Source organism: Streptomyces sp. NPDC091377 (assembly GCF_044757045.1).
GTDB lineage: Bacteria > Actinomycetota > Actinomycetes > Streptomycetales > Streptomycetaceae > Streptomyces.
The window spans coordinates 164069-188622 of sequence record NZ_JBIVUE010000016.1; the positions used below are offsets into that span (position 1 = coordinate 164069).

Annotated in this window: 22 protein-coding genes, 7 tRNA genes and 1 pseudogene; 14 read left to right on the forward strand and 16 right to left on the reverse strand. The window is 72.1% G+C overall.

The features are described from left to right. Positions 1 to 9 precede the first annotated feature (9 nt). Together ACIQNG_RS29605 and ACIQNG_RS29610 are read left to right on the forward strand one after the other, a co-directional pair. On the forward strand, positions 10 to 2205 hold the full coding sequence (locus ACIQNG_RS29605; protein WP_401489256.1) for an elongation factor G-like protein EF-G2: 2196 nt from the start codon (positions 10 to 12) through the stop codon (positions 2203 to 2205). A gap of 220 nt (positions 2206 to 2425) precedes the next feature. Further along, a complete protein-coding gene (locus ACIQNG_RS29610) occupies positions 2426 to 4087 on the forward strand; it encodes a hypothetical protein (RefSeq protein WP_401429348.1) in 1662 nt (553 codons plus the stop codon). Positions 4088 to 4266: 179 nt separating this feature from the next. Here ACIQNG_RS29610 and ACIQNG_RS29615 read toward each other — a convergent pair whose 3' ends face one another. Then, positions 4267 to 4827: an HIT family protein gene (locus ACIQNG_RS29615; RefSeq protein ID WP_401429346.1), complete on the reverse strand. Its 561-nt coding sequence runs from the start codon at positions 4825 to 4827 to the stop codon at positions 4267 to 4269. Positions 4828 to 4894: 67 nt separating this feature from the next. Here ACIQNG_RS29615 and ACIQNG_RS29620 point away from each other — a divergent pair, with 67 nt between their 5' ends. Next, a complete protein-coding gene (locus tag ACIQNG_RS29620) occupies positions 4895 to 5551 on the forward strand; it encodes a potassium channel family protein (RefSeq protein ID WP_401429344.1) in 657 nt (218 codons plus the stop codon). Positions 5552 to 5581: 30 nt separating this feature from the next. Here ACIQNG_RS29620 and thrS read toward each other — a convergent pair whose 3' ends face one another. Continuing rightward, positions 5582 to 7558, reverse strand: coding sequence for a threonine--tRNA ligase (gene thrS, locus ACIQNG_RS29625; RefSeq protein ID WP_401429342.1), 1977 nt, complete (start codon positions 7556 to 7558; stop codon positions 5582 to 5584). 353 nt (positions 7559 to 7911) lie between these two features. On the opposite strand from thrS, the gene ACIQNG_RS29630 reads away from it, so the two are divergent. Further along, the gene (locus ACIQNG_RS29630) at positions 7912 to 8637 is read left to right on the forward strand and encodes a 3'-5' exonuclease (protein ID WP_401429339.1); all 726 of its coding nucleotides are present in this window, start codon (positions 7912 to 7914) and stop codon (positions 8635 to 8637) included. A gap of 58 nt (positions 8638 to 8695) precedes the next feature. Here ACIQNG_RS29630 and ACIQNG_RS29635 read toward each other — a convergent pair. After that, positions 8696 to 8767 (reverse strand) — tRNA-Val (locus ACIQNG_RS29635). A gap of 83 nt (positions 8768 to 8850) precedes the next feature. Next, positions 8851 to 9297, reverse strand: coding sequence for an SRPBCC family protein (locus ACIQNG_RS29640; protein WP_401489259.1), 447 nt, complete (start codon positions 9295 to 9297; stop codon positions 8851 to 8853). 96 nt (positions 9298 to 9393) lie between these two features. On the opposite strand from ACIQNG_RS29640, the gene ACIQNG_RS29645 reads away from it, so the two are divergent. Then, on the forward strand, positions 9394 to 11787 hold the full coding sequence (locus ACIQNG_RS29645; RefSeq protein WP_401489261.1) for an SCO7613 C-terminal domain-containing membrane protein: 2394 nt from the start codon (positions 9394 to 9396) through the stop codon (positions 11785 to 11787). Between the two features lie 290 nt (positions 11788 to 12077). Here the strand turns inward: ACIQNG_RS29645 and ACIQNG_RS29650 are convergent. Both ACIQNG_RS29650 and ACIQNG_RS29655 read right to left on the reverse strand, forming a co-directional pair. Beyond that, positions 12078 to 12149: transfer RNA gene (locus ACIQNG_RS29650), tRNA-Val, on the reverse strand. Positions 12150 to 12204: 55 nt separating this feature from the next. Then, positions 12205 to 12660: a TIGR02611 family protein gene (locus ACIQNG_RS29655; protein ID WP_401429332.1), complete on the reverse strand. Its 456-nt coding sequence runs from the start codon at positions 12658 to 12660 to the stop codon at positions 12205 to 12207. 191 nt (positions 12661 to 12851) lie between these two features. Between ACIQNG_RS29655 and ACIQNG_RS29660 the strand changes: the two genes are divergently transcribed. Next, positions 12852 to 13265, forward strand: coding sequence for an SsgA family sporulation/cell division regulator (locus ACIQNG_RS29660; RefSeq protein WP_004002642.1), 414 nt, complete (start codon positions 12852 to 12854; stop codon positions 13263 to 13265). A 303-nt stretch (positions 13266 to 13568) separates the two neighbouring features. Further along, entirely contained in the window at positions 13569 to 14129 is a 561-nt protein-coding gene (locus ACIQNG_RS29665; protein WP_401429329.1) for a CGNR zinc finger domain-containing protein, read from the forward strand. A gap of 199 nt (positions 14130 to 14328) precedes the next feature. Here ACIQNG_RS29665 and ACIQNG_RS29670 read toward each other — a convergent pair whose 3' ends face one another. Beyond that, entirely contained in the window at positions 14329 to 14481 is a 153-nt protein-coding gene (locus tag ACIQNG_RS29670; protein WP_401429326.1) for a hypothetical protein, read from the reverse strand. A 200-nt stretch (positions 14482 to 14681) separates the two neighbouring features. Next, positions 14682 to 15125: a hypothetical protein gene (locus ACIQNG_RS29675; RefSeq protein ID WP_401489264.1), complete on the reverse strand. Its 444-nt coding sequence runs from the start codon at positions 15123 to 15125 to the stop codon at positions 14682 to 14684. A 352-nt stretch (positions 15126 to 15477) separates the two neighbouring features. Here ACIQNG_RS29675 and ACIQNG_RS29680 point away from each other — a divergent pair, with 352 nt between their 5' ends. Further along, positions 15478 to 16005: a DsbA family protein gene (locus tag ACIQNG_RS29680; RefSeq protein WP_401429321.1), complete on the forward strand. Its 528-nt coding sequence runs from the start codon at positions 15478 to 15480 to the stop codon at positions 16003 to 16005. 43 nt (positions 16006 to 16048) lie between these two features. Here ACIQNG_RS29680 and ACIQNG_RS29685 read toward each other — a convergent pair whose 3' ends face one another. The 3 genes from ACIQNG_RS29685 to ACIQNG_RS29695 all read right to left on the reverse strand — a co-directional run bounded on the left by ACIQNG_RS29685 (position 16049) and on the right by ACIQNG_RS29695 (position 18852). Continuing rightward, complete coding sequence (locus ACIQNG_RS29685) at positions 16049 to 16870, reverse strand: GNAT family N-acetyltransferase (protein ID WP_401489265.1); 822 nt, start codon at positions 16868 to 16870, stop codon at positions 16049 to 16051. Between the two features lie 98 nt (positions 16871 to 16968). Beyond that, positions 16969 to 17790 (reverse strand): aminotransferase class IV, encoded by an 822-nt coding sequence (locus ACIQNG_RS29690; RefSeq protein WP_401489267.1) that lies wholly within the window; start codon positions 17788 to 17790, stop codon positions 16969 to 16971. A 6-nt stretch (positions 17791 to 17796) separates the two neighbouring features. Next, on the reverse strand, positions 17797 to 18852 hold the full coding sequence (locus tag ACIQNG_RS29695; RefSeq protein ID WP_401489269.1) for a chorismate-binding protein: 1056 nt from the start codon (positions 18850 to 18852) through the stop codon (positions 17797 to 17799). 178 nt (positions 18853 to 19030) lie between these two features. Between ACIQNG_RS29695 and ACIQNG_RS29700 the strand changes: the two genes are divergently transcribed. The 5 genes from ACIQNG_RS29700 (at position 19031) to ACIQNG_RS29720 (ending at position 19516) form a co-directional block, all read left to right on the forward strand. Then, positions 19031 to 19103, forward strand: a tRNA-Gly gene (locus ACIQNG_RS29700). A 37-nt stretch (positions 19104 to 19140) separates the two neighbouring features. Then, positions 19141 to 19211 (forward strand) — tRNA-Cys (locus ACIQNG_RS29705). Positions 19212 to 19215: 4 nt separating this feature from the next. Next, positions 19216 to 19287: transfer RNA gene (locus tag ACIQNG_RS29710), tRNA-Val, on the forward strand. 23 nt (positions 19288 to 19310) lie between these two features. Then, a tRNA-Val gene (locus ACIQNG_RS29715) sits at positions 19311 to 19382 on the forward strand. A 62-nt stretch (positions 19383 to 19444) separates the two neighbouring features. Next, a tRNA-Val gene (locus ACIQNG_RS29720) sits at positions 19445 to 19516 on the forward strand. 55 nt (positions 19517 to 19571) lie between these two features. Here the strand turns inward: ACIQNG_RS29720 and ACIQNG_RS29725 are convergent. The 4 genes and pseudogenes from ACIQNG_RS29725 to ACIQNG_RS29740 all read right to left on the reverse strand — a co-directional run bounded on the left by ACIQNG_RS29725 (position 19572) and on the right by ACIQNG_RS29740 (position 22182). Continuing rightward, positions 19572 to 19871, reverse strand: a complete 300-nt coding sequence (locus tag ACIQNG_RS29725; RefSeq protein ID WP_401429309.1) for a zf-TFIIB domain-containing protein — start codon at positions 19869 to 19871, stop codon at positions 19572 to 19574. An 80-nt stretch (positions 19872 to 19951) separates the two neighbouring features. Further along, positions 19952 to 20893: a phosphotransferase family protein gene (locus ACIQNG_RS29730; RefSeq protein ID WP_401489271.1), complete on the reverse strand. Its 942-nt coding sequence runs from the start codon at positions 20891 to 20893 to the stop codon at positions 19952 to 19954. Between the two features lie 545 nt (positions 20894 to 21438). Beyond that, positions 21439 to 21648: a hypothetical protein gene (locus tag ACIQNG_RS29735; RefSeq protein ID WP_401429303.1), complete on the reverse strand. Its 210-nt coding sequence runs from the start codon at positions 21646 to 21648 to the stop codon at positions 21439 to 21441. A gap of 209 nt (positions 21649 to 21857) precedes the next feature. Then, positions 21858 to 22182, reverse strand: a pseudogene (locus tag ACIQNG_RS29740) (hypothetical protein). Between the two features lie 157 nt (positions 22183 to 22339). On the opposite strand from ACIQNG_RS29740, the gene ACIQNG_RS29745 reads away from it, so the two are divergent. After that, positions 22340 to 23680 (forward strand): protein kinase, encoded by a 1341-nt coding sequence (locus tag ACIQNG_RS29745; RefSeq protein ID WP_401489301.1) that lies wholly within the window; start codon positions 22340 to 22342, stop codon positions 23678 to 23680. Between the two features lie 31 nt (positions 23681 to 23711). Here the strand turns inward: ACIQNG_RS29745 and ACIQNG_RS29750 are convergent, their stop codons facing one another. Then, positions 23712 to 24530, reverse strand: coding sequence for a TrmH family RNA methyltransferase (locus ACIQNG_RS29750; RefSeq protein WP_401429300.1), 819 nt, complete (start codon positions 24528 to 24530; stop codon positions 23712 to 23714). Positions 24531 to 24554: the final 24 nt, after the last annotated feature.

A 24554-nucleotide genomic window follows, 5' to 3' on the forward strand; every position in this document is an offset into this window, starting at 1 on the left:
GGCAAGGCCATGGGCGACAAGGCGAACGCACACCCCGGAGCCGCCGGCAGGGCTAGGGCGGCCGACCATCCCACGTCCGTACGGAATGTGGTGCTGGTCGGCCACTCCGGATCGGGCAAGACGACCTTGGTGGAGGCTCTCGCGCTGACCGCGGGGGCGGTGAACCGCGCGGGCCGCGTGGAGGACGGCGCGACCCTCTCCGACTTTGACGACATCGAGCACCGGCAGCAGCGGTCGGTACAGCTCTCCCTGGTGCCGGTCGAGTGGAACGGCATCAAGGTCAATCTGCTGGACACCCCCGGATACGCCGACTTCGTCGGGGAACTCAGGGCCGGTCTGCGGGCGGCGGACGCGGCCCTCTTCGTCGTCTCGGCGTCGGACGGCGTGGACGGCGCCACCCGCATGGTCTGGGACGAGTGCGCGGCCGTCCGCATGCCGCGCGCCATCGTGGTGACACATCTGGAGTCCGCGCGGGCGGACCTGGAGGAGATGACCCGGATCTGCGCGCAGGCGTTCGGCGGCGACGACCCGGACGCCGTGCTGCCGCTGTACCTGCCGCTGCGCGGCCCGGCCGGGCCCGACGGACACGCGCCGGTCACCGGGCTGATCGGGCTGCTGTCGCAGCAGCTCTTCGACTACTCGACCGGCGAGCGCGTCGAGTCCGACCCGGACGCGGACCGGCTCCCGCTCATCGCGGAGGCCCGCGATCGGCTGATCGAGGGAATCATCGCCGAGAGCGAGGACGAGTCCCTCATGGACCGCTACGTCGGCGGTGAGCCGATCGACCTCAAGACGCTGATCGACGATCTGGAGCGGGCCGTCGCGCGCGGCGTCTTCTTCCCGGTGCTGGCCGCCGCCCCCGCCCCGCAGGGCGCCCGGCAGGGCCTCGGCACGGTGGAACTCCTGGACCTGGTCACCGGCGGTTTCCCGACCCCGCTGGAGCGCGAGGCGCCCCGGGTCACCACGGTCGACGGCAGGCCGCGCGAGCTGAAGCCGTGCGATCCCGGGGGCCCGCTGGTCGCCGAGGTGGTGAAGACCTCCTCCGACCCGTACGTCGGCCGGGTCTCCCTGGTCCGGGTCTTCTCCGGCACCCTGCGTCCCGACGAGACGGTGCACGTCTCCGGGCACGGACTGACCGACCGCGGCCACGAGGACCACGACGTGGACGAACGCGTCGGCGCCCTGTCGGCGCCCTTCGGGAAACAGCAGCGCGCCGTCACGCACTGCATCGCGGGCGATCTGGCGAGCGTGTCGAAACTGAACCGCGCGGAGACCGGCGACACCCTCTCGGCCAAGGACGACCCGCTCCTCATGGAGCCCTGGGAGATGCCGGACCCGCTGCTCCCGCTGGCGATCCAGGCGCACAGCAAGCCCGACGAGGACAAGCTCTCGCAGGGCCTCGCCCGTCTCGTCGCCGAGGACCCCACCATGCGCCTGGAGCAGAACCAGAGCACCCACCAGGTGGTCCTGTGGTGCCTGGGCGAGGCCCACGCCGATGTGGCGCTGGAGCGGCTGCGCGCCCGCTACGGCGTCCAGGTCGACGTCGTGCCCCACCGGGTGTCGCTGCGGGAGACCTTCGCGGACCGCTCCGCCGGACGCGGCAGGCACGTCAAGCAGTCCGGCGGGCACGGCCAGTACGCCATCTGCGAGATCGAGGTCGAGCCGCTGCCGAACGGCTCCGGCATCGAGTTCGTGGACAAGGTCGTCGGCGGCGCGGTCCCCCGCCAGTTCATCCCGTCCGTCGAGAAGGGCGTACGCGCCCAGGCCGCCAAGGGCGTCGCCGCCGGGTACCCGCTGGTGGACGTGCGGGTGACGCTGCTGGACGGCAAGGCCCACTCGGTGGACTCCTCCGACGCCGCGTTCCAGACGGCGGGCGCGCTGGCCCTGCGCGAGGCCGCGGGCGACAGCCGGATCCATCTCCTGGAGCCGGTGGTCGAGGTGAGCGTCCTGGTCGGCGACGACTACGTGGGCGCGGTGATGAGCGATCTGTCCGGCCGCCGCGGCCGGGTGCTGGGCACCGAGCAGACGAGCGGAGCACGCACACTCGTACGGGCCGAGGTGCCCGAGATCGAGATCGGCCGCTACGCCGTGGACCTGCGCTCCCTGTCGCACGGCACCGCCCGCTTCCACCGGGCGTACGCCCGCCACGAGCCGATGCCCCCACAAGTCGCCGAACGCCTCCGGGAACACCTCCGCGCCAGCTAGCGAACCGCGCCCCACAGGGCACACATCCGGTACGGGCCCGGCGGACGGCGTTCTGCCGTCCGCCGACGGATGTCGGTGGCGGCGGCTACGCTGATCACGTGATCAGGCGGCAGGTCGTACCGGACAGATGTTCCGGACGTACGACCGGCCAACAGGTGTGCGGGGCAGGGAAGTCGGGAAGTGCGGCAGAAGCGACATCGGACGGCGATCGGGGGCGGGAATGACCGCTGACGGCGGGTACGCGGACTTCTTCGGGCCGCAAGTGCCGCGCATGGGCGACGGCGGCCAGGCGCCCACGTACGCCCTGGCGTCCATGGCCTACCGCGACAACCCGATGGGCGACATCAAGAACGCGGACAACGACTGGCACAAGTCGTCGGTGAACGAAGGCCGTAAATGGGCGGCCATCTTCCGGCCCAACCTCGGCGAGGCGTACTCACGCGCCATCGTCGACCGGATGCTCGGCAAGGGCCGCGGCGCGCTCATCCAGTCCTTCGGCACCGAGCCGCAGGTCGTGGTCGAGCACTGTCTCGCGGCCAACCGCATCCGCCGCGAACGGGACAACATGCTCTCCGCGATCATGGTGGTCTGCGGGCTGCTGTTCCTGCCCGGCCTGCTGCTGTGGCTGGCGGTCTTCTCGATCCGCGTGATGATCGACAAGCGGGACGACAAACGTGCCTCCGCGTTCGGCACCGCGCTGCTCCTCGGGGTGGGCGTGGTCGCCGTGGTCTTCCTCGTCCAGATGCCTTTCACGGGCTTCTGGGCCTGGTACGCGCGCGCGGCGGTGGTGCTGCCCGTCGTCGGCTGGTTCTGGGCCAAGCAGATCTGCGAGCGCACCTCGAAGGACCTGCGGGCGCGCTGGGACGGCCTGCTCTCCGGCAGCAGCGTCGGTGCCAAGGTGCCCGAGGCGGTCCCCAGCAACCCCGGTGAGACCGCCGCCGAAGAGCTGCGCCAGTCGCTGGCCCGGCTCGGCGCCGAGCAGCAGTCCAACTCCGTCTTCTACGCCGGCCCCAAGGGCATACTCGGGATGGGCACCCGCTGGGGTGCCTGGCAGCTCGCCGAGGACCTGGTGCCCGCCGACCCGGACCGCGAGATCCACCCCTTCCGCAGCTGGGACGTCATACGTTCCATCCACGACCAGCTCCGCATGCTGGAGCGCGGCCCGCTCAACACCGGCGGTTTCCCCACCCCCTCCATACGGCACTGGATCGTGACCCCGATCGGTGAGAACGCCGGCTCGGTCTCCCGCCCCGAGGGCACGGACGTCGAGGCGTTCCAGGTCAAGCCGCACGCCATACAGGAGATCTGCAACAAGCAGCAGTTCGGCGCGGGCGACCGCCACTACCTGGGCGTGCAGTGGACGCTGTGGGACGGTCAGCTGGTCATCACCATGATGATCACCGTGACCGTACTGCACGCGACCCTGCGCATCGAGGTCACCGGACACGCGCTGGGCCCGGTGAACTCCCTGTTCACCACCAAGTCCTCGGCCCCCACCAAGTCGGTCCAGAAGGCCCTCAAGCCCTGGGAGAACCGCACGGTGAAGCTGCCGCTGGTCAGCACCAACGAGGTGGTACGGCTCGCCGTGCGCGCCCCGCTGACCTGGTACCCGCCGCTGCTGAACTGGCTCGGCGGATCCGTGAGCCTGCCCGAGCCGTTCGGTCTGCGGCACGCCTGGGCGGACCAGCCCTGGCGGCATCGCTTCATGGCCGACGACGCGCTGCGCGCGGCCACCCCCGTGCTGCGGGTCGTCCACTCCGCCGCGATCAAGGTCCTGGAGGAGAACGGCGTCAACACGGAGAAGTTCGGCTCCCGCTCGTCGTCGCTGTCGACGGCGATCCAGGACGCGGCACCGAAGAAGGCGGACCTCTACGACGCGTGAGCCTCCGGCGCGCTCGGGGAGGCTCGTGAGAGTGCGGGTCGGTCCAGGCGCGGCAGCCCGCAGGCCGGTCCAGGCGCGGCAGCCCGCAGGCCGGTCAGGGGGCTGCCGCCCCCGGACCCCCGCTTCGGCCCTGGACGGGCCTCGTCCTCACCCGCCGGACGGGCTACCCGCCGGACCGGCTACCCACCGGGCCAGGCTTCCGCCAGCATCGTCCTGGTGTCCGCCAGCAGTTGCGGCAGCACCTTCGTATGGCCCACCACGGGCATGAAGTTCGTGTCGCCGCCCCATCGGGGCACGATGTGCTGGTGCAGATGGGCGGCGATACCGGCGCCCGCCATCACACCCTGGTTCATGCCGATATTGAACCCGTGCGCCCCGGACGCGGCGCGCAGGGCCGTCATCGCCTGCTTGGTCAGCTCGGCCAGCTCGGCGGTCTCCTCGACGGTCAGCTCGGTGTAGTCGGCGACGTGGCGGTACGGGACCGTCATCAGATGGCCGCCGTTGTACGGGTACAGATTCAGCACCGCGTACACCCGCTCGCCCCGCCTGACGATCAGCCCGTCCTCGTCGGACTTGGCCGGGATCGCGCAGAAGGGACAGCTGTCACCGGCCTCCGGACCGGTCGGCTTGTTCTCGCCCTGGATGTAGGCCATCCGGTGGGGCGTCCACAGACGCTGGAACGCGTCCTGCGTGCCCACTCCGATCTGCTGCTCCGGCTCACTCGTCATGCAGGGAAGCATATGGCTTCGCCCGTTCGCGGCGTGTCGCCGGGGAGCGCCACGGCGCCCTCCGGGTCAAGCTGGGCCGATGGACGACGTGACCCGCGTGGCCCGCTGGGAGGACCGCACCGAGATGCCGCTGTTCGGGGCATCGCTCGTCTATCTCGCGGCGTACGCCACCCGTATCCTCGCCCCCGGTCTGCCCGAGGGCTGGAGCGCTCTGTGCCTCGCCGTTCTGCTGGCGACCTGGGCCCTGTTCGCCGTCGACTACGGGGTCCGCTGGCGGCTCAGCGGCCGGGGGTGGAGCTTCGTACGCACCCACGGCCTGGACACCCTCGTCCTCCTGCTGCCGCTGCTGCGTCCCTTGCAGATCATCCGCTTCTACGACGCCGTCCAGCGCCGCCGCGGCAGGCCCCGCCTCCCGCTGTACAGCCGGGTGATGTTCTACGCGGGCGTGGCCACCGTGCTGGTCGGCTTCGCGGGCGCGCTGGCCGTCTACGCGCAGGAGCGGTACGCGCCCGGCGCCACGATGCTGACCTTCGGGGACGCGGTGTGGTGGGCGTGCTCCACCCTCGCCACGGTCGGCTACGGCGACATCGTGCCGATCACCCCGATGGGCCGGGTGATCGCGACCGGCATGATGGCGGGCGGGCTGGCGCTGCTGGGGGCGGTGACGGGGTCGTTCTCGTCGTGGCTGATCCACCGCTTCATGCGGCCGGACGAGGAGGAGCCCCCGGCGGTGTGACACCACCGGGGGCCCGCCGTCCCGGACGGGTCAGATCTGCTCCCGCTCCGCCACGACCTTCATGATCTTCTCGATGGCCGCCTCGACCGGGATCCCGTTCTCCTGGGACCCGTCCCGGTAGCGGAAGGACACCGCGCCGTTGGCCATGTCCTCGTCGCCCGCGATGACCATGAACGGCACCTTGGCCTTCTGGGCGTTGCGGATCTTCTTCTGCATCCGGTCGGAGGACGAGTCGACCTCGACCCGCAGCCCCTTCTTCCGCGCGGTGGCGGCGAACCGCTCCAGATACTCCACGTGCGCGTCCCCGATCGGGATGCCGATCGCCTGGACCGGCGCCAGCCAGGCCGGGAAGGCGCCCGCGTAGTGCTCCAGGAGCACCGCGAAGAACCGCTCGATGGAGCCGAACAGCGCGCGGTGGATCATCACCGGCCGCTGCTTGGAGCCGTCGGCCGCGGTGTACTCCAGGTCGAAGCGCTCCGGCAGGTTGAAGTCGAGCTGGATCGTCGACATCTGCCAGGTCCGGCCGATCGCGTCCTTCGCCTGGACGGAGATCTTCGGACCGTAGAAGGCGGCGCCGCCCGGGTCGGGGACCAGGGGGAGGCCCTGCTTCTCGGCGACCTCGCGCAGGGTGTCGGTCGCCTCCTCCCACGCCTCGTCGGAGCCGACGAACTTCTCCGGGTCCTTGGTGGACAGCTCCAGGTAGAAGTCGGTCAGACCGTAGTCCCGCAGCAGGCCGAGGACGAAGGTGAGGGTCCGGTCCAGCTCCGTCGACATCTGCTCGCGCGTGCAGTAGATGTGCGCGTCGTCCTGGGTGAAGCCCCGCGCGCGGGTCAGCCCGTGCACGACACCCGACTTCTCGTACCGGTACACCGTGCCGAACTCGAAGAGCCGCAGCGGCAGTTCACGGTAGGAACGGCCGCGCGCGTCGAAGATCAGGTTGTGCATCGGGCAGTTCATGGGCTTGAGGTAGTAGTCCACGCCGTCGTCGAGCTGCATGGGCGGGTACATGCCGTCGGCGTACCAGTCCAGGTGCCCCGACGTCTCGAAGAGCTTCCCCTTCGTGGCGTGCGGGGTGTAGACGAACTCGTAGCCCTCCTCCTCGTGGCGGCGGCGCGAGTAGTCCTCCATGACCCGGCGGATGATGCCGCCCTTGGGGTGGAAGACGGCGAGGCCGGAGCCGATCTGCTCCGGGATGGAGAACAGGTCCAGCTCGCTGCCCAGCCTGCGGTGGTCGCGCTTCTCGGCCTCGGCGAGGAACTCCAGGTGTGCCTTCAGCTCGTCCTTGGACGGCCAGGCGGTGCCGTAGATGCGCTGGAGCATGGGGTTCTTCTCGCTGCCGCGCCAGTAGGCGGCGGCGTTGCGCATCAGCTTGAACGCCGGGATCAGCCGGGTGGTGGGCAGGTGCGGGCCCCGGCAGAGGTCCTTCCAGCACAGCTCGCCGGTCTTGGCGTCCAGGTTGTCGTAGATCGTCAGCTCACCGGCGCCGACCTCGACGTCCGCGCCGTCGTCGCTGGAGGCGGTGCCCTTGAGGCCGATCAGCTCCAGCTTGTACGGCTCGCCGGCCAGCTCCTCGCGGGCGGCCTCGTCGGTGACGACCCGGCGGGAGAAGCGCTGACCCCGCTTCTGGATCTCCTGCATCTTCTTCTCGACGGCCTTGAGGTCCTCGGGCGTGAACGGCTTCTCCACGTCGAAGTCGTAGTAGAAGCCGTCCTTGACCGGGGGGCCGATGCCGAGCTTGGCCTCGGGGAACAGCTCCTGCACGGCCTGGGCCATGACGTGGGCGGTGGAGTGGCGCAGGATGTTCAGGCCGTCCTCGGAGGAGATCTCCACCGGCTCGACCGCGTCGCCCTCGGCCACCTCGTAGGCGAGGTCCTTCAGCTCGCCGGCCACCCGCGCGGCGATGATCGAGCGCTCACCGGCGAAGAGGTCGGCGGCCGTCGTGCCCGTCGTCACCGTGCGCTCTTCCCGCTCGGAATCGCGTTGGATGATCACACGGACGTCTGACACCGGTCTCTCCTGACTGAAGGGGTTCGCATCCATGCGCGGGGCATGGCATGGCAATGCCTAAGGATCCTACCGAGCCACCGGTCCCCACCGCGAAACGGTGACGCTCCGTCCCGCCCGCGTCACAGCGCCTCCCGGTACCGCGCCGGGCCGCCGCCCTGACCGGGGTGGCTCGCGGGCCGGGAGGGGGTGCCGGGGCGCGGCACGCAGGACGGGACCGGTGAACCGTCGCCGGACTGCGCGTTCCCGTACTCCCGTGGCCGCCTCACGGCGTAGTGCGCGAACGGCCCGGGTATCACCAGACCGGCGGAAGACGGTACGTCAACTGCCGTGGGTGAACGAGGGGTTGTGGTGCTATGGCGTACTGGTACGAGGGACCTCTGGCGGCATTCGACACGGAGACGACAGGTGTGGACGTCGAGAGCGACCGGATCGTGTCGGCCGCCCTGGTCGTCCAGGACGGACCGGGAGGACGGCCGCGGGTGAGCCGCTGGCTGGTCAATCCGGGGGTACCGGTGCCCGAGGCCGCGACGGCGGTGCACGGGCTGACGGAGGACCATCTGGCGCACCACGGCCGCTGGCCGGCGCCGGTGATGCAGGAGATAGCCACCACGCTGTCCGAACAGGCCGCCGCGGGGCGGCCGTTGGTGGTGATGAACGCCCCGTTCGATCTGACGCTGCTCGACCGTGAGCTGCGCCGCCACCGGGCCTCGTCGCTGGCCCGCTGGTTCGAGTCGGCCCCGCTGCTGGTGCTCGACCCGAGGGTGCTGGACAAACACCTGGACCGCTACCGCAAGGGCCTGCGCACCTTGACCGACCTGTGCGCGTACTACGACGTCCCGCTGGACGGCGCGCACGACGCGGCGGTGGACGCGCAGGCGTCACTGGATCTCGTCCGGGCGATCGGCAGACGGTTCGCGGCCCGGCTCGAACGGCTCTCCCCCGCCGAACTGCACACCCTCCAGGCGGTGTGGCACGCGGCGCAGGCGCGTGGCTTGCAGGCGTGGTTCGCGCGCACCGGCAGCGAGGAGCCGGTGGATCCGGCGTGGCCGCTGCGTCCGGACCTGCGGGCGGCGGCGTAGGACCCGGCCGGGGGGACGCGAAAGGCCGGTCCGCTGCGGCGGACCGGCCTTCTCCCGGTGGGCGATACTGGGTTCGAACCAGTGACCTCTTCGGTGTGAACGAAGCGCTCTCCCACTGAGCTAATCGCCCGGGAACGCACTGAACCATACAGGTCTTCGCACGCTTCGTTCAAACCGCTTCGCGCCGCCGCCCTGCCCACCGTGTCCCCTCGTTCACCGCTGCCGGAGCCGTGTGAGCAGCCCGCGCCGTCCGGCCCGCATCATCAGCGTGTGATTGACGCGGAACACCGGCCGCCCCGGCACGGCGAGCAGCCGCAGCAGTCGTTTGCGTACGGCGACCTCCTGGTCGTAGCGCGCGAGGGTGCCGTCCCCGTACGCGGTGAGCGTCCAGCGCGCCCAGCCCTCCAGGTCGCCGGTCATCGCGATCTCCAGCACCCCGGCGTCCGGTTCCCGCCGGGTCTGCCGGGCGGTGAAGGTGAGGGTGTACGGCAGGGTCGCGCGGATGCTGATCCGTCCCGAGGTGTCGTCGATCCGGTCGATCGTGCGTACCTGGGGCCACCACAGGGGGTACTCCTCGGCGCGTTCCAGCACGTCGTAGACGGCGGCGGGCGGCGCGGGCAGCGTCCAGCGGGTGTGGAAGCGGTAGCGGCTCCAGTCCATGGGAGGAGTGTGCCCGGCCCCGGGGCGGGGGATCTGAGTACGTTCTGAGTACCCGCGCTCATGTCGGGCGACGTGACGGCGGCCACACTGCCAGTCATGACACAGATCCCGCCCCCGGCCGAGGAGTTGCGACTCCTGGACGCCGAGCTGTCCTGGCTCGACGCCCGCCGGACCCAGTTGCTGGGGCGTCGCGCCTGGCTGGTCGCGCAACTCCATCGGTCGGCGCAGGTCCCGCAGCCGCCGGGGGCGCCGTTCGCCCCGGGCTCCGCGTCCGGCCCCGTCGCGCCCGGCGCCGCAGGGCCCTTCGCGCCGCGCCCCGAAGCCTCCGCGCCCGGCGTGCAGAATCTGCTGCTGCTTCTGGGCGGCGCTCTGCTCACGGTCGCCGCGGTGGCGTTCACCCTGGTCAGCTGGGGTGATCTGGGGATCGCGGGGCGGGCCGTGGTGCTGGGCGTGGTCACGGCTGCGGCGCTCGCCGTGCCGGTGCCGCTGCTGCGGCGGGGGCTGCGGTCGACGGCCGAGACGGTGGCGGGCCTCGGCCTCGCGCTGACCGTCCTGGACGCCTACGCGTTGCACGCGGTGGCGCTCGCGGACACGGACGGCACCGGCTACGCGGCGGTCGCCTCCGCCGTACTGGCGGCGGTCTGGGCGGCGTACGGCCTCGGCCTGGCCCGGGTCGCGGGGCCCGGGCTGCGGCTGCCGGTCCCGGCGGCGCTGGGCGCGGCCCAACTCCCGCTGCTGCTCGCGGCGGTGGCGGCGGACGCGCTGCCGTACGGGATCACGACCGCGCTGCTGGTGACGGCGGCGCTGGACACCGGTGTGGCGCTCCGGGTGTCCGGGCTCACGGTGCGCGTCGTCGCGGCGACGGGTGCGTACGGTCTGGGCGGCTGGGGCGTGCTGGCGGCCGGCTGGCTGTCGTGGACGGCGACCGGTCCGAGCGCCGCCGCCCGTGCGGCGGCGCTCCTTCTCTTCGCGGCGGCGATCGCGCTGACGGCGGCGTGGCGCGCCCCGACCCCGGGTCTCGCGCTCGGCCTCGCGGTGGCCGGGGGCGCGCTGACGGTCCCGGCGCTGGCCGGGGTGCCGCGGGTGGTCCTGCCGGACTCCTGGGCGGTACCGGTCCATCTGGTGTTCGGTATGGCCCTGTTGGCGGCGCTGCGGGTGCCGCGGATACCGGCGCCGGTGCGGGAGGGGCTGGGCTGGGCCTCGGGCGGGGTGCAGACACTGGCCGTGGTGTGGACGCTGCCGATGGTCGCCGTGGCGCTGGCGGGGCCGCTCGGCTGGGTCGGGTCGGTGTGGGAGGGCGCCCCGCCGCACCCGGGGTTCGTGGGCTCGGGCGAGGTGCCGTGGCCGGCGGACGCCGTGGCGGCGCCGGTCGTCCTGGTGATGGTGGCGGCGTTGCTGCCGTCGGTGGTGCGGGAGGCGACCTGGCGTCCGCGCGCTCTGGAGGTCGGTCTGGGGCTGGGGTGGGCGGCGGTCGTCCTCGTGCCGGCCGTCTTCGAGTTGCCGTACGCGGTGGCCCTGGTGCTGCTGGCCGTCACGACGGCGGCCCTGTCGGCCCTGAAGCGGATCGTGCCGGTCGTCCTCGCGGTCGTGACCTCGGTGAGCCTCGCCTTCACCTCCCTCGCCTCCGAACCGGCCACCCTCACCGTCCTGGCGTTCCTGACGGCCCTGTTCGCCCTCGGTGCCCGCAGGCCGCTCCCGGCGGCCGTCGCCCTGGCGTACGCGACCGCCTTCGCCGGTGCCGCGGGGGCCTCGCTCGGGCTGGCGTCGGAGTGGATCGCCCTGCCGGTGCTGCTGGTGCCGGTGGCCGCCGCCCTGCTCGCCCCGCGCCTCCCGGACGCGACCGGGCTCGCCGTGGAGATCACGGGCGGGGTGGCGGCGCTGGTGGCGGTCGCCCTCGCGGTCACCGATGTGCCGGTGCTGGCTCTGGTGCTGGCGCTGTGCGGGGTGATCGCCACGGGCACGGCCCTGCGTCCGGACCGGCGCCCGGCGCGGTACGTCGCCACCGCCCTGTTCGTCCTGGCCGCCTGGGTGCGGCTGGCGGGCTGGGAGGTCACCGTGCCGGAGGCGTACACGCTGCCGGTCAGTGTCCCGCTGCTGCTGTTCGGTCTGCTGCTCCGGCACGGCGATCCTCGGATGTCGTCCTGGACGGCGTACGCCCCCGGTCTCTCGGTCACCTTGGTGCCGAGTCTGGTGACGGCGTGGGACGACACGCACTGGCAGCGTCCGCTGCTGCTGGGCACGGCGGCCCTGGCGGTGACCCTCGTCGGCGCCCGCCACCGGCTCCAGGCACCGCTGGCCCTCGGCGGCTCCGTCCTGGTCCTGGTGACGCTGCACGAACTCGCCCCGTATCTCGTCCAGGTGGCGGGCCTGATGCCGCGCTGGGTGCCGCCGGCCCTGGCCGGACTGGTGCTGCTCGCGCTGGGCGCGACCTATGAGCAGCGGCTGCGGAACGTCCGGAAGGTACGGGACGCGCTGGGGCGGATGGACTAGGACGCCCGGGACGGGATCGGTAGTCAGTTGTCGTACGTCCGGGAATTGCAGCGGAGTTCCAGAGTTTGTCCGGTGTCTTTCGTCCATGGCTCAGGTGATGGACTTCTTTCAGAATGAAATGAAAGCACCGGACGGTCGGTCAGGTAACGGGCCGTCACCGTCCGGTCGCGGGAAGGATTTTCCCGGACCGCACTTCGGCGTCCTCCTGACGGAGCGCTGTCCGGTGGGATATCCGGAGCGCACATGCCGACGGCCCGTCTGCTTCCAAGCAGACGGGCCGTCGGTCCGGGTGGGCGATACTGGGTTCGAACCAGTGACCTCTTCGGTGTGAACGAAGCGCTCTCCCACTGAGCTAATCGCCCGGGCGCAGGGAGAACATTACCCCATGTCAGACGGTGCCCGCGCCGCGCGCCCGGATCACTGGTTCTTGATGCTCCAGGGCATCACGAGGCCGAACTTCCACAGATAGATCCCGGCGAGCACGCCGATGATCACAAGGCCGATCGAGGTCAGGATGATGTTGCGGCGGCGCACCCTGGGGTCGAGCGCACGCTGTGCCGCCTCGGTCACCTTGCGTTTGGTCCACCGCAGCACGATCTGCGCCCAGACGAACTCGGTCGCCCAGATCGCCATGCCGCCGAAGATCACCACCCAGCCGGGGCCGGGCAGCACCAGCATCGCGGCGCCGGCGGCCACCACGGCCAGACCGACCACGAAGACGCCGACCTGCCAGCTCACATGCAGCAACCGGCGCGCCTTGATGAATTCCGGCGCCCTGGAGCCCAGGGCCTTCTCGGCCTTGGTCTCACGCGTCGTCCCGATGTCGTCAGTGGCCACGGCGACCTCGCCCGGCTCGTCACGCCCCGTATTCATACAGCCAAACCTTACCGGAGCGAATCCGGTCACCGGAATGGTCGTACCCGGCGAAGAGGTTCTCGGCCGGAAGAGTTACGTAAAGACAGGCAAAACACGCAGAGGGGTTTACAACGGCACCGTAGGTGGCATGTCGATTTCGCCGACGTGCGAATCCCCGAGCGCACACTGAGCGAAAGGCCCTGGCGCTTATGAACACCACGGTCAGCTGCGAGCTGCACCTGCGCCTCGTTGTGTCGAGCGAGTCCTCCCTGCCCGTCCCCGCGGGCCTGCGGTACGACACGGCCGACCCCTACGCCGTGCACGCCACCTTCCACACCGGAGCCGAGGAGACCGTCGAGTGGGTGTTCGCCCGCGACCTGCTCGCCGAAGGGCTGCACCGCCCCACGGGCACCGGCGACGTCCGCGTCTGGCCGTCGCGCAGCCACGGTCAGGGCGTCGTGTGCATCGCCCTGAGCTCTCCGGAGGGCGAGGCCCTGCTTGAGGCCCCTGCGCGGGCACTGGAGTCGTTCCTGAAGCGAACCGACGCCGCCGTGCCACCCGGCACGGAACATCGGCACTTCGATCTGGATCAAGAGCTCTCGCACATCCTGGCGGAGAGCTAGCCGAGAGATCCACAGAGCCGCCCGGCGCCGTCCAACTCGGGGAGACGGCTCGGGCTCGGACAACCGCATACGGCACACACCGGCGTCGCCGCCGCGGGTTTCCGCGCGTCGGCGCCGGTTCACTGTGCGTGGTCGCCCGTTTCCCTGGCGCCGTGGCCGTCCCCCCGGGAACGCATCCCGGTGGCGCGGCGTTGTACGGCCAGGCCGTGCGTGGCCGCCGGACCGCTTTCCTTCGGCCCGGGAGCCACTACGATCGGCCAGCATCGGCGGGCGTCCGCCCGACCCCAGGCCAGGGAGCGAAACGTGCTGATCACCCACGACACCCGGTGTGCCCTCGACACCGTGGTGGATCTGGTGAACACCGCCCCGGAGGACGACGAGACCCCGGAGGGACTGCCGGATGTCGCGGCACTGTCGGAGTTCGTACAGAACCACAAGATCAGTGACATCGGTGTGCTCTCGGAGTTCGATCTCGCCGCCGTGCGCAAGATCCGTGGCCGCTTCGCCTCGATCTTCACCTCCCCGGACTCCCGTGCCGCCGCCGCGATGATCAATGAGCTGGTGGCCGCCGCGGGGACCACGCCCCGGCTCACGGACCACGACGGCTACGACTGGCATGTCCACTACTTCGCCCCCGGCGCGTCCATCGCCGACCATCTCGCGGCCGACTGCGGGATGGCACTGGCCTTCTTCGTGGTGGCCGGGGAGCGGGAGCGTCTGCGGCGCTGCGAGGCGCCCGACTGCCGTCATGCCTTCGTGGATCTCTCCCGCAACCGCTCCCGGCGGTACTGCGACAGCCGCACCTGCGGCAACCGGCTCCACGTGGCCGCGTACCGGGCCCGCCGCAAGGAGGCGGCCGGCTAGCGCGGACACGACCGCGACCCGCTCGACCGAGCGAAGAGATCCCGCCAATCCTCCCGGGCCATATCCGGCCGAGAGTCGCCCTCCCGCGCGCCGCGGGTCGGCACGCCGACCCCTGTCCGGGCCTGTCCGGCCCCGTCCCGACGCGGACGCCCCTCTCTCGTAGCCCCCGGCGGGTGACGCCGGGGACCACGGGTACGGCTCACAGCAACAGCAGGTCGTGCAGCGCAGCCATGAGGAGCAGACACCCGATCACCGCTAGGAAGATCATCAACGGTGGCTGGGAAAGGGCGAAGAGGCACCCGCGCGGCTCGTCCTGAGCTGGCGCGGCCTCGTCCTGTGTCGTGTCCAGCATCTCGCCGTGATGATGGCGCAATAGGCACTCTTGACACACCTAACACGCCCGGGTGGAGGGGCAGTTACCCCGAAACCGAGACGCGCCGGGCATACGACCGCTATGGGGGCGTCGACCGTCGAACACCGCCTGCCGGAAGGCTTGCTACGGCCCGTCAGGGGGCTGGGAACGGACTCCCGGGGCCTCCGAGGGGGGCGGGCTCAGATGCCGTGCTTCTTCAGGATCGCCTCGATGTCGCTGAAGTCCTCCGTGGCGTCCGTGCGGCCCGCGCTCTTCGGCCGGGCGGCCGGGCGGGCGGACTGGCCGAGGGAGGGGGCCGAGGCGCGGGGCGCCACCGCGTCGGGCTGGGCCGCCGCCGCGGCGGCCTTGCGCTCCTTGCGGGTGCCACCACGCCGTCGCTCCACCGCGCGCGTGCTCGCGAAGAGCACCCAGGCACCGCCGAGCAGGCCGAAGCCGACCCACGCCGTCGGGCTGAACGCGGTGTCGGCGGCCCATCCGACGATCCCGGTCATCACCAGACCGACCGGCACCAGCGAGTAGGCCGCGATCCGGACGGCCGCGAGGTAACGCTTGCGGTACGCCGTGACCGCGGCGATGCCCAGGCCGGCCGCGGAGACGGCGGAACAGACGGTCTCAGCAATCATCCGGTCCTCCAGGCAGGCCGAGTCGGTCGGAAACACATTCGTCCCTTCCATCCTGCACCGCCCGCACCCTCCCGGGCCACGCCCTGGCCGGACATCAGGGACATCTCCGGGTCGAGTCCTCCGAAAGTGCCGGTCATCACAGGTGAGGGGCGGGTTCCGGCGGAGCCGGGCCGTCCGGTCGAACCCCGGACGGATACCAACAAATATGAACGGACACCAGCAGAACAGGACGTACCAGGTCGGACCCGAGTGGATCGTCCGTTCCGTGCCGGAGTGACCGGCCGCGTCAGCCGTGCGGGGCCGGTACGGGACCGGGACGGGACCTGTGCCGCGCGGCTGCGAGACTGGTCCCATGAGCGACTCCTCCTCCGCCCCCGTCTCCCCCGCACCGGTCCTCGACGTCTGGTGCGAGTTGCAGTGCCCGGACTGCCGTACCGCCCTGGACGACCTCCGCGCGCTGCGCGAGCGCTACGGCGACCGGCTGGAGATCCGGCTGCGGCACTTCCCGCTGGAGAAGCACAAGCATGCCTTCGCCGCCGCCCAGGCCGCCGAGGAGGCGGCCGAGCAGGGGCAGGGGTGGCCGTACGTCGAGGCGGTGCTGGACCGGGTCGAGCAGCTGAGCCGCAGGGGGGAGCCCCTGCTGGTGGAGGTCGCGGGTGAACTCGGTCTGGACGCGGAGGAGTTCGACACGGCTCTGATCGACGGCCGGCACATCCTGACCGTGGACGCCGATCACGCCGAGGGCAAGGCGATCGGCGTGACCGGCACCCCGACGTACGTCATCGACGGTGAGCGGCTCGACGGCGGCACGTCCCAGGAGGGCCTGCGCGAGCGCATCGTGGAGATCGCCGACCGGCTGCTGGCCGAGGCGCAGGGCTGACGACGCCCGGCACCGCGGCCGGACCGCAGCGGGCGGGGCGGGTTCAGAGCAGGTCTTTGTACAGGTCGTAGCGTGTCGACACGTACCCCAGCGACTCGTAGAGCCGCTCGGCCGGGGTGTTCCCGGCGAAGACGTTGAGGGCGAGGACCGGTTTCCCCGCGGCCAGGGACTGGGCCTCGGCGAGCAGCATCAGGGAGCGGCCGTGGCCGCGCCCGCGGTGGGCCGGGTCGCTCTGCACCTTGTACACGAACGCCCGCTCCTCCTGGAGTGCCAGCCAGAGCATCCCGACCGCGGTGCCCTCGTGCTCCAGGACGCTGAACCGGGTGTCCGGTGAGGCCAGACCCCGGGGCAGGAGGCGGGCGTGGTCCCGGCGGGCCTTCTCGTCGGCCTCGGCCTCCGGGACGCCGCGCTCGGCCCAGCTGCGGGCGTAGTCCACGACGGCCCGGGCGTGCCAGGTGGTGAACTCGGCCTCGGTCATGGGGCGGCCCAGACTGCCGGCGGGCAGGACGGGGGCGGGGGCGCCGAGTTCCTTGGCCATGTTCCGGTTGCGCTCGACGTACCCCAGGGCGGTGATCATCCGCAGGGCCGGGCCCTCGGCGGGGACGGTGATCTCGATGCGTCGGCAGCCCCAGCCGCGGGCCACCTCCTCCGCGGCCAGCGCCGCCACCGTGCCGCGTCCGCGCCTGCGGTCGGCCTCGTCGATGCGCAGCTCGCCGATCACGGCGACGGCCCGGCCGAAGACGGGGTCCGTGGCGAGGTGGACGGTGCCGACCGGGCGGCTGTTCACGCACACCTGGAAACGGCGGGAGCGGGCCCCGTCGGTGGTGTGCCGGAGCGGCTCGGTCGGCCGCAGGGTGGTGGTCATCACCGTTGTTCTACCCCGGCCAGGTGGGTCGGTTCAGCCCTATTTTCGGGGGCCTCTTCGCGGGGCGGTGGACGGCCCGGCCGGTGCGGGCGGGTCCGTCACGGGTCGAGGTCGTCGCCCGAGCGCTCCGCGAAGATCCGCATGGCCTTGGCGGTCACCGGGCCCGCGGTGCCGGGCAGTTCACGGCCGTCGAGGCGGTGGACGGCCTGGACGTCCCGCAGGGTGGAGGTGAGGAAGACCTCGTCGGCCCGTTCGAGGACGTCCAGCGGCAGGTCGGTCTCCTTGGCGCCGGTCCATTCGGCGGCCAGGGCGCGGGTGATGCCGGCGAGGCAGCCGGAGGCGAGCGGCGGGGTGTGGAGGGTGCCGTCCAGGACGACGAACACGTTGGAGCCGGTGCCTTCGCAGAGCTGTCCGACGGTGTTGGCGAACAGCGCCTCGGAGGCGCCCTGTTCATGGGCGCGGGCCAGCGCGACGACGTTCTCGGCGTACGACGTGGTCTTCAGGCCGGTGAGCGCGCCGCGCTCGTTGCGGGTCCAGGGCACGGTGATCACGGCGGTGGAGTCGGGGCGGCGGGTGGTCTCGCCGAGGGCGACGACGAGGGTGGGGCCGTGGGCGCCGCGGTCGGAGCCGAGCGGGCCGGTGCCGCCGGTGTAGGTGATGCGCAGCCGGCCGAGCGGCATCGGGTTGGCGGCCAGGACGGCGGCGCAGCCGCGGCGGACCTCGTCGAGGTCGGGGTCGGGCAGTCCGAGGCCGCGGGCGGAGCGGGTGAGGCGGTCGAGGTGGCGGGTGAGCGCGAACGGTTTCCCGTCGGTCGCCTTCACCGTCTCGAAGATGCCGTCGCCCACGGTCAGCCCGTGGTCGAGGACGGAGACGCGGGCGGAGTCGATGTCCTGGAGCCCGCCGTCGAGCCAAAGCTTCACTGGTGCCTACCTCGCAAAGGACATGTCCGGACCCTCCGGACCCTCGTACGCCCCCGACGCTACCGCGAGCAGCCGGGACGCCTTCAGTTCGGTCTCCCGCCACTCCCCTTCGGGGTCCGAGCCCCAGGTGATGCCCGCTCCCGTGCCGAACCGCAGCAGCCCGGCCGCGCGGTCGATCCAGAAGGTGCGGATGCCCACGGCCAGCTCTCCGGTGCCCCGGTCGGCGTCGACCCAGCCGATGCCGCCGCAGTAGGGGCCGCGCGGGACGGTCTCCAGGCTCTCGATGATCCGCAGGGCGCTGGACTTGGGGGCGCCGGTGACGGATCCGGGCGGGAAGACGGCGGTGAGGAGTCCGGGCCAGCCGACGTCCCGGCGCAGCTCTCCGCGTACGGTCGAGACGAGGTGGACGAGCCCGGGGTGCTTCTCGACCGCGCAGAGGTCGGGGACGGTGATGCTGCCGGTGGCGCAGACCCGGCCGAGGTCGTTGCGGACCAGGTCCACGATCATCACGTTCTCGGCGAAGTCCTTCTCCAGGAGATCCGCCTCGGTGCGGCCGGTGCCCTTGATCGGCCCGGACTCCACGGTCCGCCCGCTGCGGCGCAGGAACAGCTCCGGTGACGCGGTGGCGGTCTCCACCCCGTGCCGGGGCAGCCGGATCGTCCCGGCGTACGGTGCCGGGTTGCCGCGGGCGATCAGTGCGGTGAGGGCGTCGACGTCGGCGCCGGGCGGGGCGGGGGCGGACAGGACGCGGCAGAGGTTCGCCTGGTAGACCTCGCCGGCGGCGATGTGCTCGCGGATCCGTCGTACGCCCGCGGTGTAGGCGGCGTGGTCCAGGGAGGACGTCCAGTCGTCCGGGGCGGGGCCGCGCCAGGCGCCGGGCGCGGGGGCGGGTACCGGGCTCTCGTGGACCTCGGCGAAGCGGGCGCAGGTCAGCCTGCCCTCGAAGTCCGCGCAGACCGCCCAGAAACCGGCCGAGTCCAGGGCGGCGGGATCGCTGGTCACATCGAGGAGACCGGTGGCCAGGCGGTCACCGAAGCGGGCGAGAGGAGGGAGGTCGAGCACGCTGTCGAGTCTAGGACGGGTGTCCCGCGGGTGGCCCCGCCGTGACCTCCCGGGTGCCCGCGGCCGGTCCGTGACCAGGCACAGGGCAGCACGCTGCACAAACGCGTTTTTGTGCTGGCCCCGGAATCCGCTAGAGTTCAACACGTCGCCGGGACGCGCGAGCGCACCGAAACGACAGGCGGACGTAGCTCAGTTGGTAGAGCGCAACCTTGCCAAGGTTGAGGTCGCGAGTTCGAACCTCGTCGTCCGCTCGCAGGAACGGGGGGCTTCCCGGCCCCTTACACTCCTGGTGGAGTGGCCGAGAGGCGAGGCAACGGCCTGCAAAGCCGTCTACACGGGTTCAAATCCCGTCTCCACCTCTAAGGACGATTAGCTCAGCGGGAGAGCGCTTCCCTGACACGGAAGAGGTCACTGGTTCAATCCCAGTATCGTCCACTGAAGCCCTTCGGCTTCGACCCGCGCGATTAGCTCAGCGGGAGAGCGCTTCCCTGACACGGAAGAGGTCACTGGTTCAATCCCAGTATCGCGCACGCAGTGCCCATGATCGGTTTCTTACGGTGATCTCGTGCCGTGGTCCTGATCCTGGTCCCGAGGACGATTAGCTCAGCGGGAGAGCGCTTCCCTGACACGGAAGAGGTCACTGGTTCAATCCCAGTATCGTCCACACACCGGAGCCCCCGGCCGTCTCGTACGGCCGGGGGCTCCTTCGTGGTGCCGGGTCAGCTGGAGAACAGCATGCGCCCGAAGCCCCTCTGCCGGTGACCGTGGTGGCCTCCGTGGTGGCCACCGCCGTGCGGGGCGCCCCAGGCGGGCGCGGCCGGGGCCACGGGGGCGGCCGGGTACTGGGGGGCGGCCGGCGGGGGCGGCGGGCCCGGCTGGCTCCACTGCGACTCCAGGCGGGTCAGCGCCTCCAGCTCGCCGTAGTCCAGGAAGATCCCCCGGCAGTTGTTGCACTGCTCGATCTGCACGCCATTGCGGTTGTAGGTGTGCATCTGTCCATGGCACTTCGGGCACTGCATGGTCGGCTCAACTCCTCGCCGGTCGGTCCTGCTTCGCGTTACGCCAGGACAGACACTGTCCGGCGGCGGTCGGTTGCACCCTACTTCGCCTTGTCCGGGTCCAACTCCGGGGGTACGGAACCCATTCGCGCGACGGCGTCGAGCACCGACCGCTCGACCTCCTCCAGGGGGCGGTTCGCGGCGAGGGCCTTGGTGAGCGCGGTGGCGGCGGTCTGGACGGTGAGGGCACGGGCCGGGACGTCGAGGGCGGGCCAGGGGTCGCCGTCGGGCGGGACGGCGGGGCCGCCGGCGGCGCGGTAGGCGGTGAGGAAGCGGGTCCACTCGTCGGCGGTGAGCAGTCCGCAGGCGTACCAGGCGGCCGGGCGGGCCAGGTCCCAGGCCGGTGCGCCCACACCGAGGTCGTCCACGTCTATCAGCCGCCACGGGCCCTGCGGGGCGGGGTGCCGGACGAGTTGGCCGAGGTGCAGGTCGCCGTGGCAGAGGGCGGCGAGGGGCTCGGGCATCGGGGCCTTCGCCCGGGCCCACGCCGGGAGGCTCCGCCAGGCGCGCAGCACGGTGGCGATCTCCGGGTGGGGCCCGGCGGCCACCAGCCGCTCCACGGCCCGGGCCGCCTTCGCGGGGCCGCGCATCGGAGGCAGTCCGGTGGGGACGGGCGTGCGGTGCAGCCGGGCGAGCAGGCCGGCGGCGGCCTCCCAGGGGGCGGCGTCGGGATCGTCGGGGTCGACGGGGGTGCCGTAGGGCCAGAAGGTCACCAGGCGGGTGTCGAGGGCGACGGGTTCCGGGCGCAGCGGCGGCACGAACACCTCGGGGAGGCGGGCGGCCGTGGCGAGGAGCACGGTCAGGTGACTGGGGTCCGTGCCGGGCGGGTGCGCCTTGGCCACCGTGTCGGCGTGCCGCACGACCGTGGCATCGGGCCGGTCCGCGAGGGTCCCCGCCCCGCAGGCACAGGCGGGGGTGAGCGTGCTGCCGGGATGCGCCGCGGATCTCGCCTTCGCGGCGAGGGCGGTGAGGAGGCGGGTCACAAGGGCCTTTCGAGTGGACGAGCGAACGTTTCGGTGGAGGGTACGGCAGGGGTGGGGCCCTTCCTGAGGCGGGGCGCCGGGGCCTCCGGCCGGGGGGAGGGGTGCGGCGGGCCAGCCGGGTGGCGGGGGCTCGCCCGCTCATGGCCTGGCGGGGCCGTGGGCCGGGTACGGCGGGCGGGGCGCAGGAACCGGCCGGGGTCGGAACCCGCCGGAGTATGCCCTGGCGGGAGAGGCACACAGCAGGCGAGTCGGTACGACGCGGCGGGAGGAGGCGCACAGCTCACCGGGCAAGCGCCTGACAGGGGTGGGGGCTGTGGTCGGCGGGCGGCGTTCAGGGGCCGCCGGAGTATGGCCTGGCAGAGGTGGGTGGGGCGCTGGATCCCGCCAGGACAGGGCGTGGAAGGGAGTCCCGGGTGAGGGCAGAGCAATGCCGGCGCAGCTCCCCAGCTGCGCCGGCATTTGTGCCGTCCGCCGCACCCCCGTCCCCACGGGGTTATGGGTGGATGTCCCCGCCCGGACCGCTCATCCGGGCCTGGGGTCGCCGCTCAGCGCCCCAGCATCACTCCCACGGACGACGCCTGTGTGGCCACTGTCTCCCAGCCGTCGAAGACGACGAGGAGCAGGACCGCCAGGGGAAGGGCCATCGCCGTCGCCACCAAGGGGTGACGGCGGCCATCGGGGCGCGGGCCGAACGCGGCGGCGTGTGCCTTGCGTCCTCGCTCACGGATCAGCGTCCGCGGTGCCGTGTGCGCCACTGTCCCTCTCCTGACCGAACTCAGTTGTCGTTGGCAGCGGCGGGTGTTTGACCTCGGGGGACGAGTGCTACACCCGCCGCTTGACCTCAAATCTAGGGGCGTGGCGGACACCGGGCGTCATGCCCTCGTACCGATTGGCGGGCCTCCCGGAGGATGAGCCGCCCATCAGGGTGTACTCCCCTGGGTGGAGACCGGTCCTACGTCTCGCCCTACGTCTCCGGGTCTTCCCGGAGGGGACGTCCGGTCTGCCCGGACTTTTCCGGGCAGACCTCCCTCGGGCGGGCCGCCCGACCAGGGCGGGAACCCGGTCGGCCAGGAACCGGTCCGTCCGTATCGCCGACCCCGTTCCGACCCTTTCGGCGTGACTTCGCTCACTTCGACCGCCCTCCGGCGCACCGCCGTCCCCGCCCGGCGGCCGGCCCGGCTCCCCACCACCTCGTACGCGCGCGCCGTGTGCCTCGTGTCCACGGCGGTCTCCACCCGGTCACCCGTGACGCGGCCAATGCCCCTTCCGTCTCCGTCCGTTGGGATCATGGACGGCGTCAAGCCGCCCTGTTCGCGCGCGCTCTGACCACCTCTCAAGTCTCCCGGCCGGGACTGACAATCCGTCGGGACGAGAGGGCGCGGCCTCTGCGCGCGGGCGGCCGTGGAAACGTAAGCTGTGGCTCGTCAGACGGACCGGGCAGCGGGGATGAACATGGCGATGATGCGCCTAAGGCGTGAGGACCCGCGCGTCGTCGGCTCGTTCAAGCTGCACAGACGGCTCGGCGCGGGCGGCATGGGCGTGGTCTATCTGGGCTCCGACAAGAAGGGGCAGCGGGTCGCGCTGAAGGTGATCCGGCCCGATCTGGCGGAGGACCAGGAGTTCCGCTCGCGGTTCGCGCGTGAGGTGTCGGCGGCCCGGCGGATCCGGGGCGGCTGTACGGCGCGGCTGGTGGCGGCCGATCTGGAGGCGGAGCGGCCGTGGTTCGCGACGCAGTACGTGCCCGGCCCCTCGCTGCACGACAAGGTCGCCGACCAGGGGGCGCTCAGCGCGGCCGAGGTCGCCATGGTGGGCGCGGCGCTCTCCGAAGGGCTGGTCGCGGTCCACGAGGCCGGGGTCGTGCACCGGGACCTCAAACCGTCCAACATCCTGCTGTCGCCCAAGGGGCCGCGGATCATCGACTTCGGTATCGCCTGGGCGACCGGTGCCTCCACGCTCACCCATGTGGGGACGGCCGTGGGATCGCCGGGTTTCCTCGCGCCCGAGCAGGTGCGGGGCGCGATGGTCACCCCGGCCACGGACGTGTTCTCGCTGGGGGCGACCCTCGCATACGCGTCCACCGGTGACTCGCCGTTCGGGCACGGCAGTTCCGAGGTGATGCTGTACCGGGTCGTGCACGAGGAGGCCCAGCTGCACGGCGTACCGGACGCGCTGGCTCCGTTGGTACGGGCCTGTCTGGCCAAGGATCCCGACGACCGGCCCAGCACGCTCGATCTCTCCCTGCGGCTGAAGGAGATCGCCGCGCGGGAGGCGCAGGACATGCTCGACGGCCGCCCGCCCGCGCCGCGCGCCGCCGAGGCGGACCGGCCCACCGGTCGGCTGGCCGAGACCTACCCGGAGCAGCAGCGCACCCAGCGCCGTCCGCAGGGACAGCGGGGGGTGACTCCCCCGCCCAGGAACGGCACACCGGCACGCGGTGCGGGCGGGGCGGGCGGCGCGCGGGGCACCGTACCGTCCCGTGGGGGCCATGGCCCCCGGGCCGGCGCGGCACCGCGCGGCAACGGCTCCTCGCGCGCGGGGGTCGGGACGGGCACCTCCCGGCCGGGGGCGCGGCCCGCTCCCGGCGGGCGCGCCACTCCGACCGGGCGGAACAGCACCCGCCCCGGGAGTCAGAGCGCGCCGCGTCGGCGCCCGCCGCGCGCCACGGGGACCAGGCTGCGGCCCGCCAACCCCCGGCTGCTGCGGCAGCGGCTCTTCGTCTTCGTCGTCGTCACCCTGCTGGTGGCGCTGGGGATCGCGCTGGTGCAGGGGTGTCAGGGGCCGGGATGACGGTCCCGTCGGGTGCCGGTGCCGGCCCGGGTCACAGCTCGGGGCGGCCCGTCGCCACCGCGTAGAAGGCGACGGCCGCCGCCGCGCCCACGTTGAGGGAGTCCACTCCGTGGGCCATCGGGATGCGGACCCAGGCGTCGGCCGCGACCAGGGCCTGGGTGGAGAGGCCGTCGCCCTCGGCGCCCAGCATGAGGGCGACCCGGTCCATACGGTGAGGTGCGGCCTCGTCCAGGGACTCGGCCTTCTCGTCCGGGGTGAGGGCGAGCAGGGTGAAGCCTGCCTCGCGGACCGACTCCAGGCCCTTGGGCCAGGTGCCGAGACGGGCGTACGGGACGGAGAAGACCGCGCCCATGGAGACCTTCACGCTGCGGCGGTAGAGGGGGTCGGCGCAGTCCGGGGAGAGCAGCACGGCGTCCATGCCGAGGGCGGCGGCCGAGCGGAAGATCGCGCCGATGTTGGTGTGGTCGTTGACCGACTCCATGATGACGACCCGGCGGGTGGTCCGCAGGAGGTCGGCGGCCGTGGGCAGGGGTGTGCGCTGCATGGAGGCGAGGGCGCCGCGGTGGACGTGGTAGCCGGTGACGCGTTCGGCGAGTTCGGGGCTGACCGCGTAGACGGGGGCGGGGAGTTCGTCGATGACGTCGCGCATGACGTCGACCCACTTCGCGGACAGCAGCATCGAGCGCATCTCGTAGCCCGCGTCCTTCGCCCGGCGGATGACTTTCTCGCCCTCGGCGATGAAGAGGCCCTCGGCGGGTTCGCGCTTGCGGCGCAGTTCTACGTCGGTCAGCCCCGTGTAGTCGCTCAGGCGGGGGTCGTCGGGGTCGTCCACGGTGATGAGATCGGCCACAGGGTGATACTGCCTTGTCGTGCG

Excerpts from the sequence above, each read along its gene's own strand:
- ACIQNG_RS29610 (WP_401429348.1), top strand. The coding sequence starts at position 2,426 with ATGACCGCTGACGGCGGGTACGCGGACTTCTTCGGGCCGCAAGTGCCG.
- ACIQNG_RS29660 (WP_004002642.1), top strand. The coding sequence starts at position 12,852 with ATGAACACCACGGTCAGCTGCGAGCTGCACCTGCGCCTCGTTGTGTCG.
- ACIQNG_RS29680 (WP_401429321.1), top strand. The coding sequence starts at position 15,478 with ATGAGCGACTCCTCCTCCGCCCCCGTCTCCCCCGCACCGGTCCTCGAC.
- ACIQNG_RS29605 (WP_401489256.1), top strand. The coding sequence starts at position 10 with ATGGGCGACAAGGCGAACGCACACCCCGGAGCCGCCGGCAGGGCTAGG.
- ACIQNG_RS29615 (WP_401429346.1), bottom strand. The coding sequence starts at position 4,827 with ATGCTTCCCTGCATGACGAGTGAGCCGGAGCAGCAGATCGGAGTGGGC.
- ACIQNG_RS29640 (WP_401489259.1), bottom strand. The coding sequence starts at position 9,297 with ATGGACTGGAGCCGCTACCGCTTCCACACCCGCTGGACGCTGCCCGCG.
- ACIQNG_RS29670 (WP_401429326.1), bottom strand. The coding sequence starts at position 14,481 with ATGCTGGACACGACACAGGACGAGGCCGCGCCAGCTCAGGACGAGCCG.
- ACIQNG_RS29675 (WP_401489264.1), bottom strand. The coding sequence starts at position 15,125 with ATGATTGCTGAGACCGTCTGTTCCGCCGTCTCCGCGGCCGGCCTGGGC.
- ACIQNG_RS29685 (WP_401489265.1), bottom strand. The coding sequence starts at position 16,870 with ATGACCACCACCCTGCGGCCGACCGAGCCGCTCCGGCACACCACCGAC.
- ACIQNG_RS29655 (WP_401429332.1), bottom strand. The coding sequence starts at position 12,660 with ATGAATACGGGGCGTGACGAGCCGGGCGAGGTCGCCGTGGCCACTGAC.
- ACIQNG_RS29620 (WP_401429344.1), top strand. The coding sequence starts at position 4,895 with ATGGACGACGTGACCCGCGTGGCCCGCTGGGAGGACCGCACCGAGATG.
- ACIQNG_RS29745 (WP_401489301.1), top strand. The coding sequence starts at position 22,340 with ATGAACATGGCGATGATGCGCCTAAGGCGTGAGGACCCGCGCGTCGTC.
- ACIQNG_RS29630 (WP_401429339.1), top strand. The coding sequence starts at position 7,912 with ATGGCGTACTGGTACGAGGGACCTCTGGCGGCATTCGACACGGAGACG.
- ACIQNG_RS29645 (WP_401489261.1), top strand. The coding sequence starts at position 9,394 with ATGACACAGATCCCGCCCCCGGCCGAGGAGTTGCGACTCCTGGACGCC.
- ACIQNG_RS29725 (WP_401429309.1), bottom strand. The coding sequence starts at position 19,871 with ATGCAGTGCCCGAAGTGCCATGGACAGATGCACACCTACAACCGCAAT.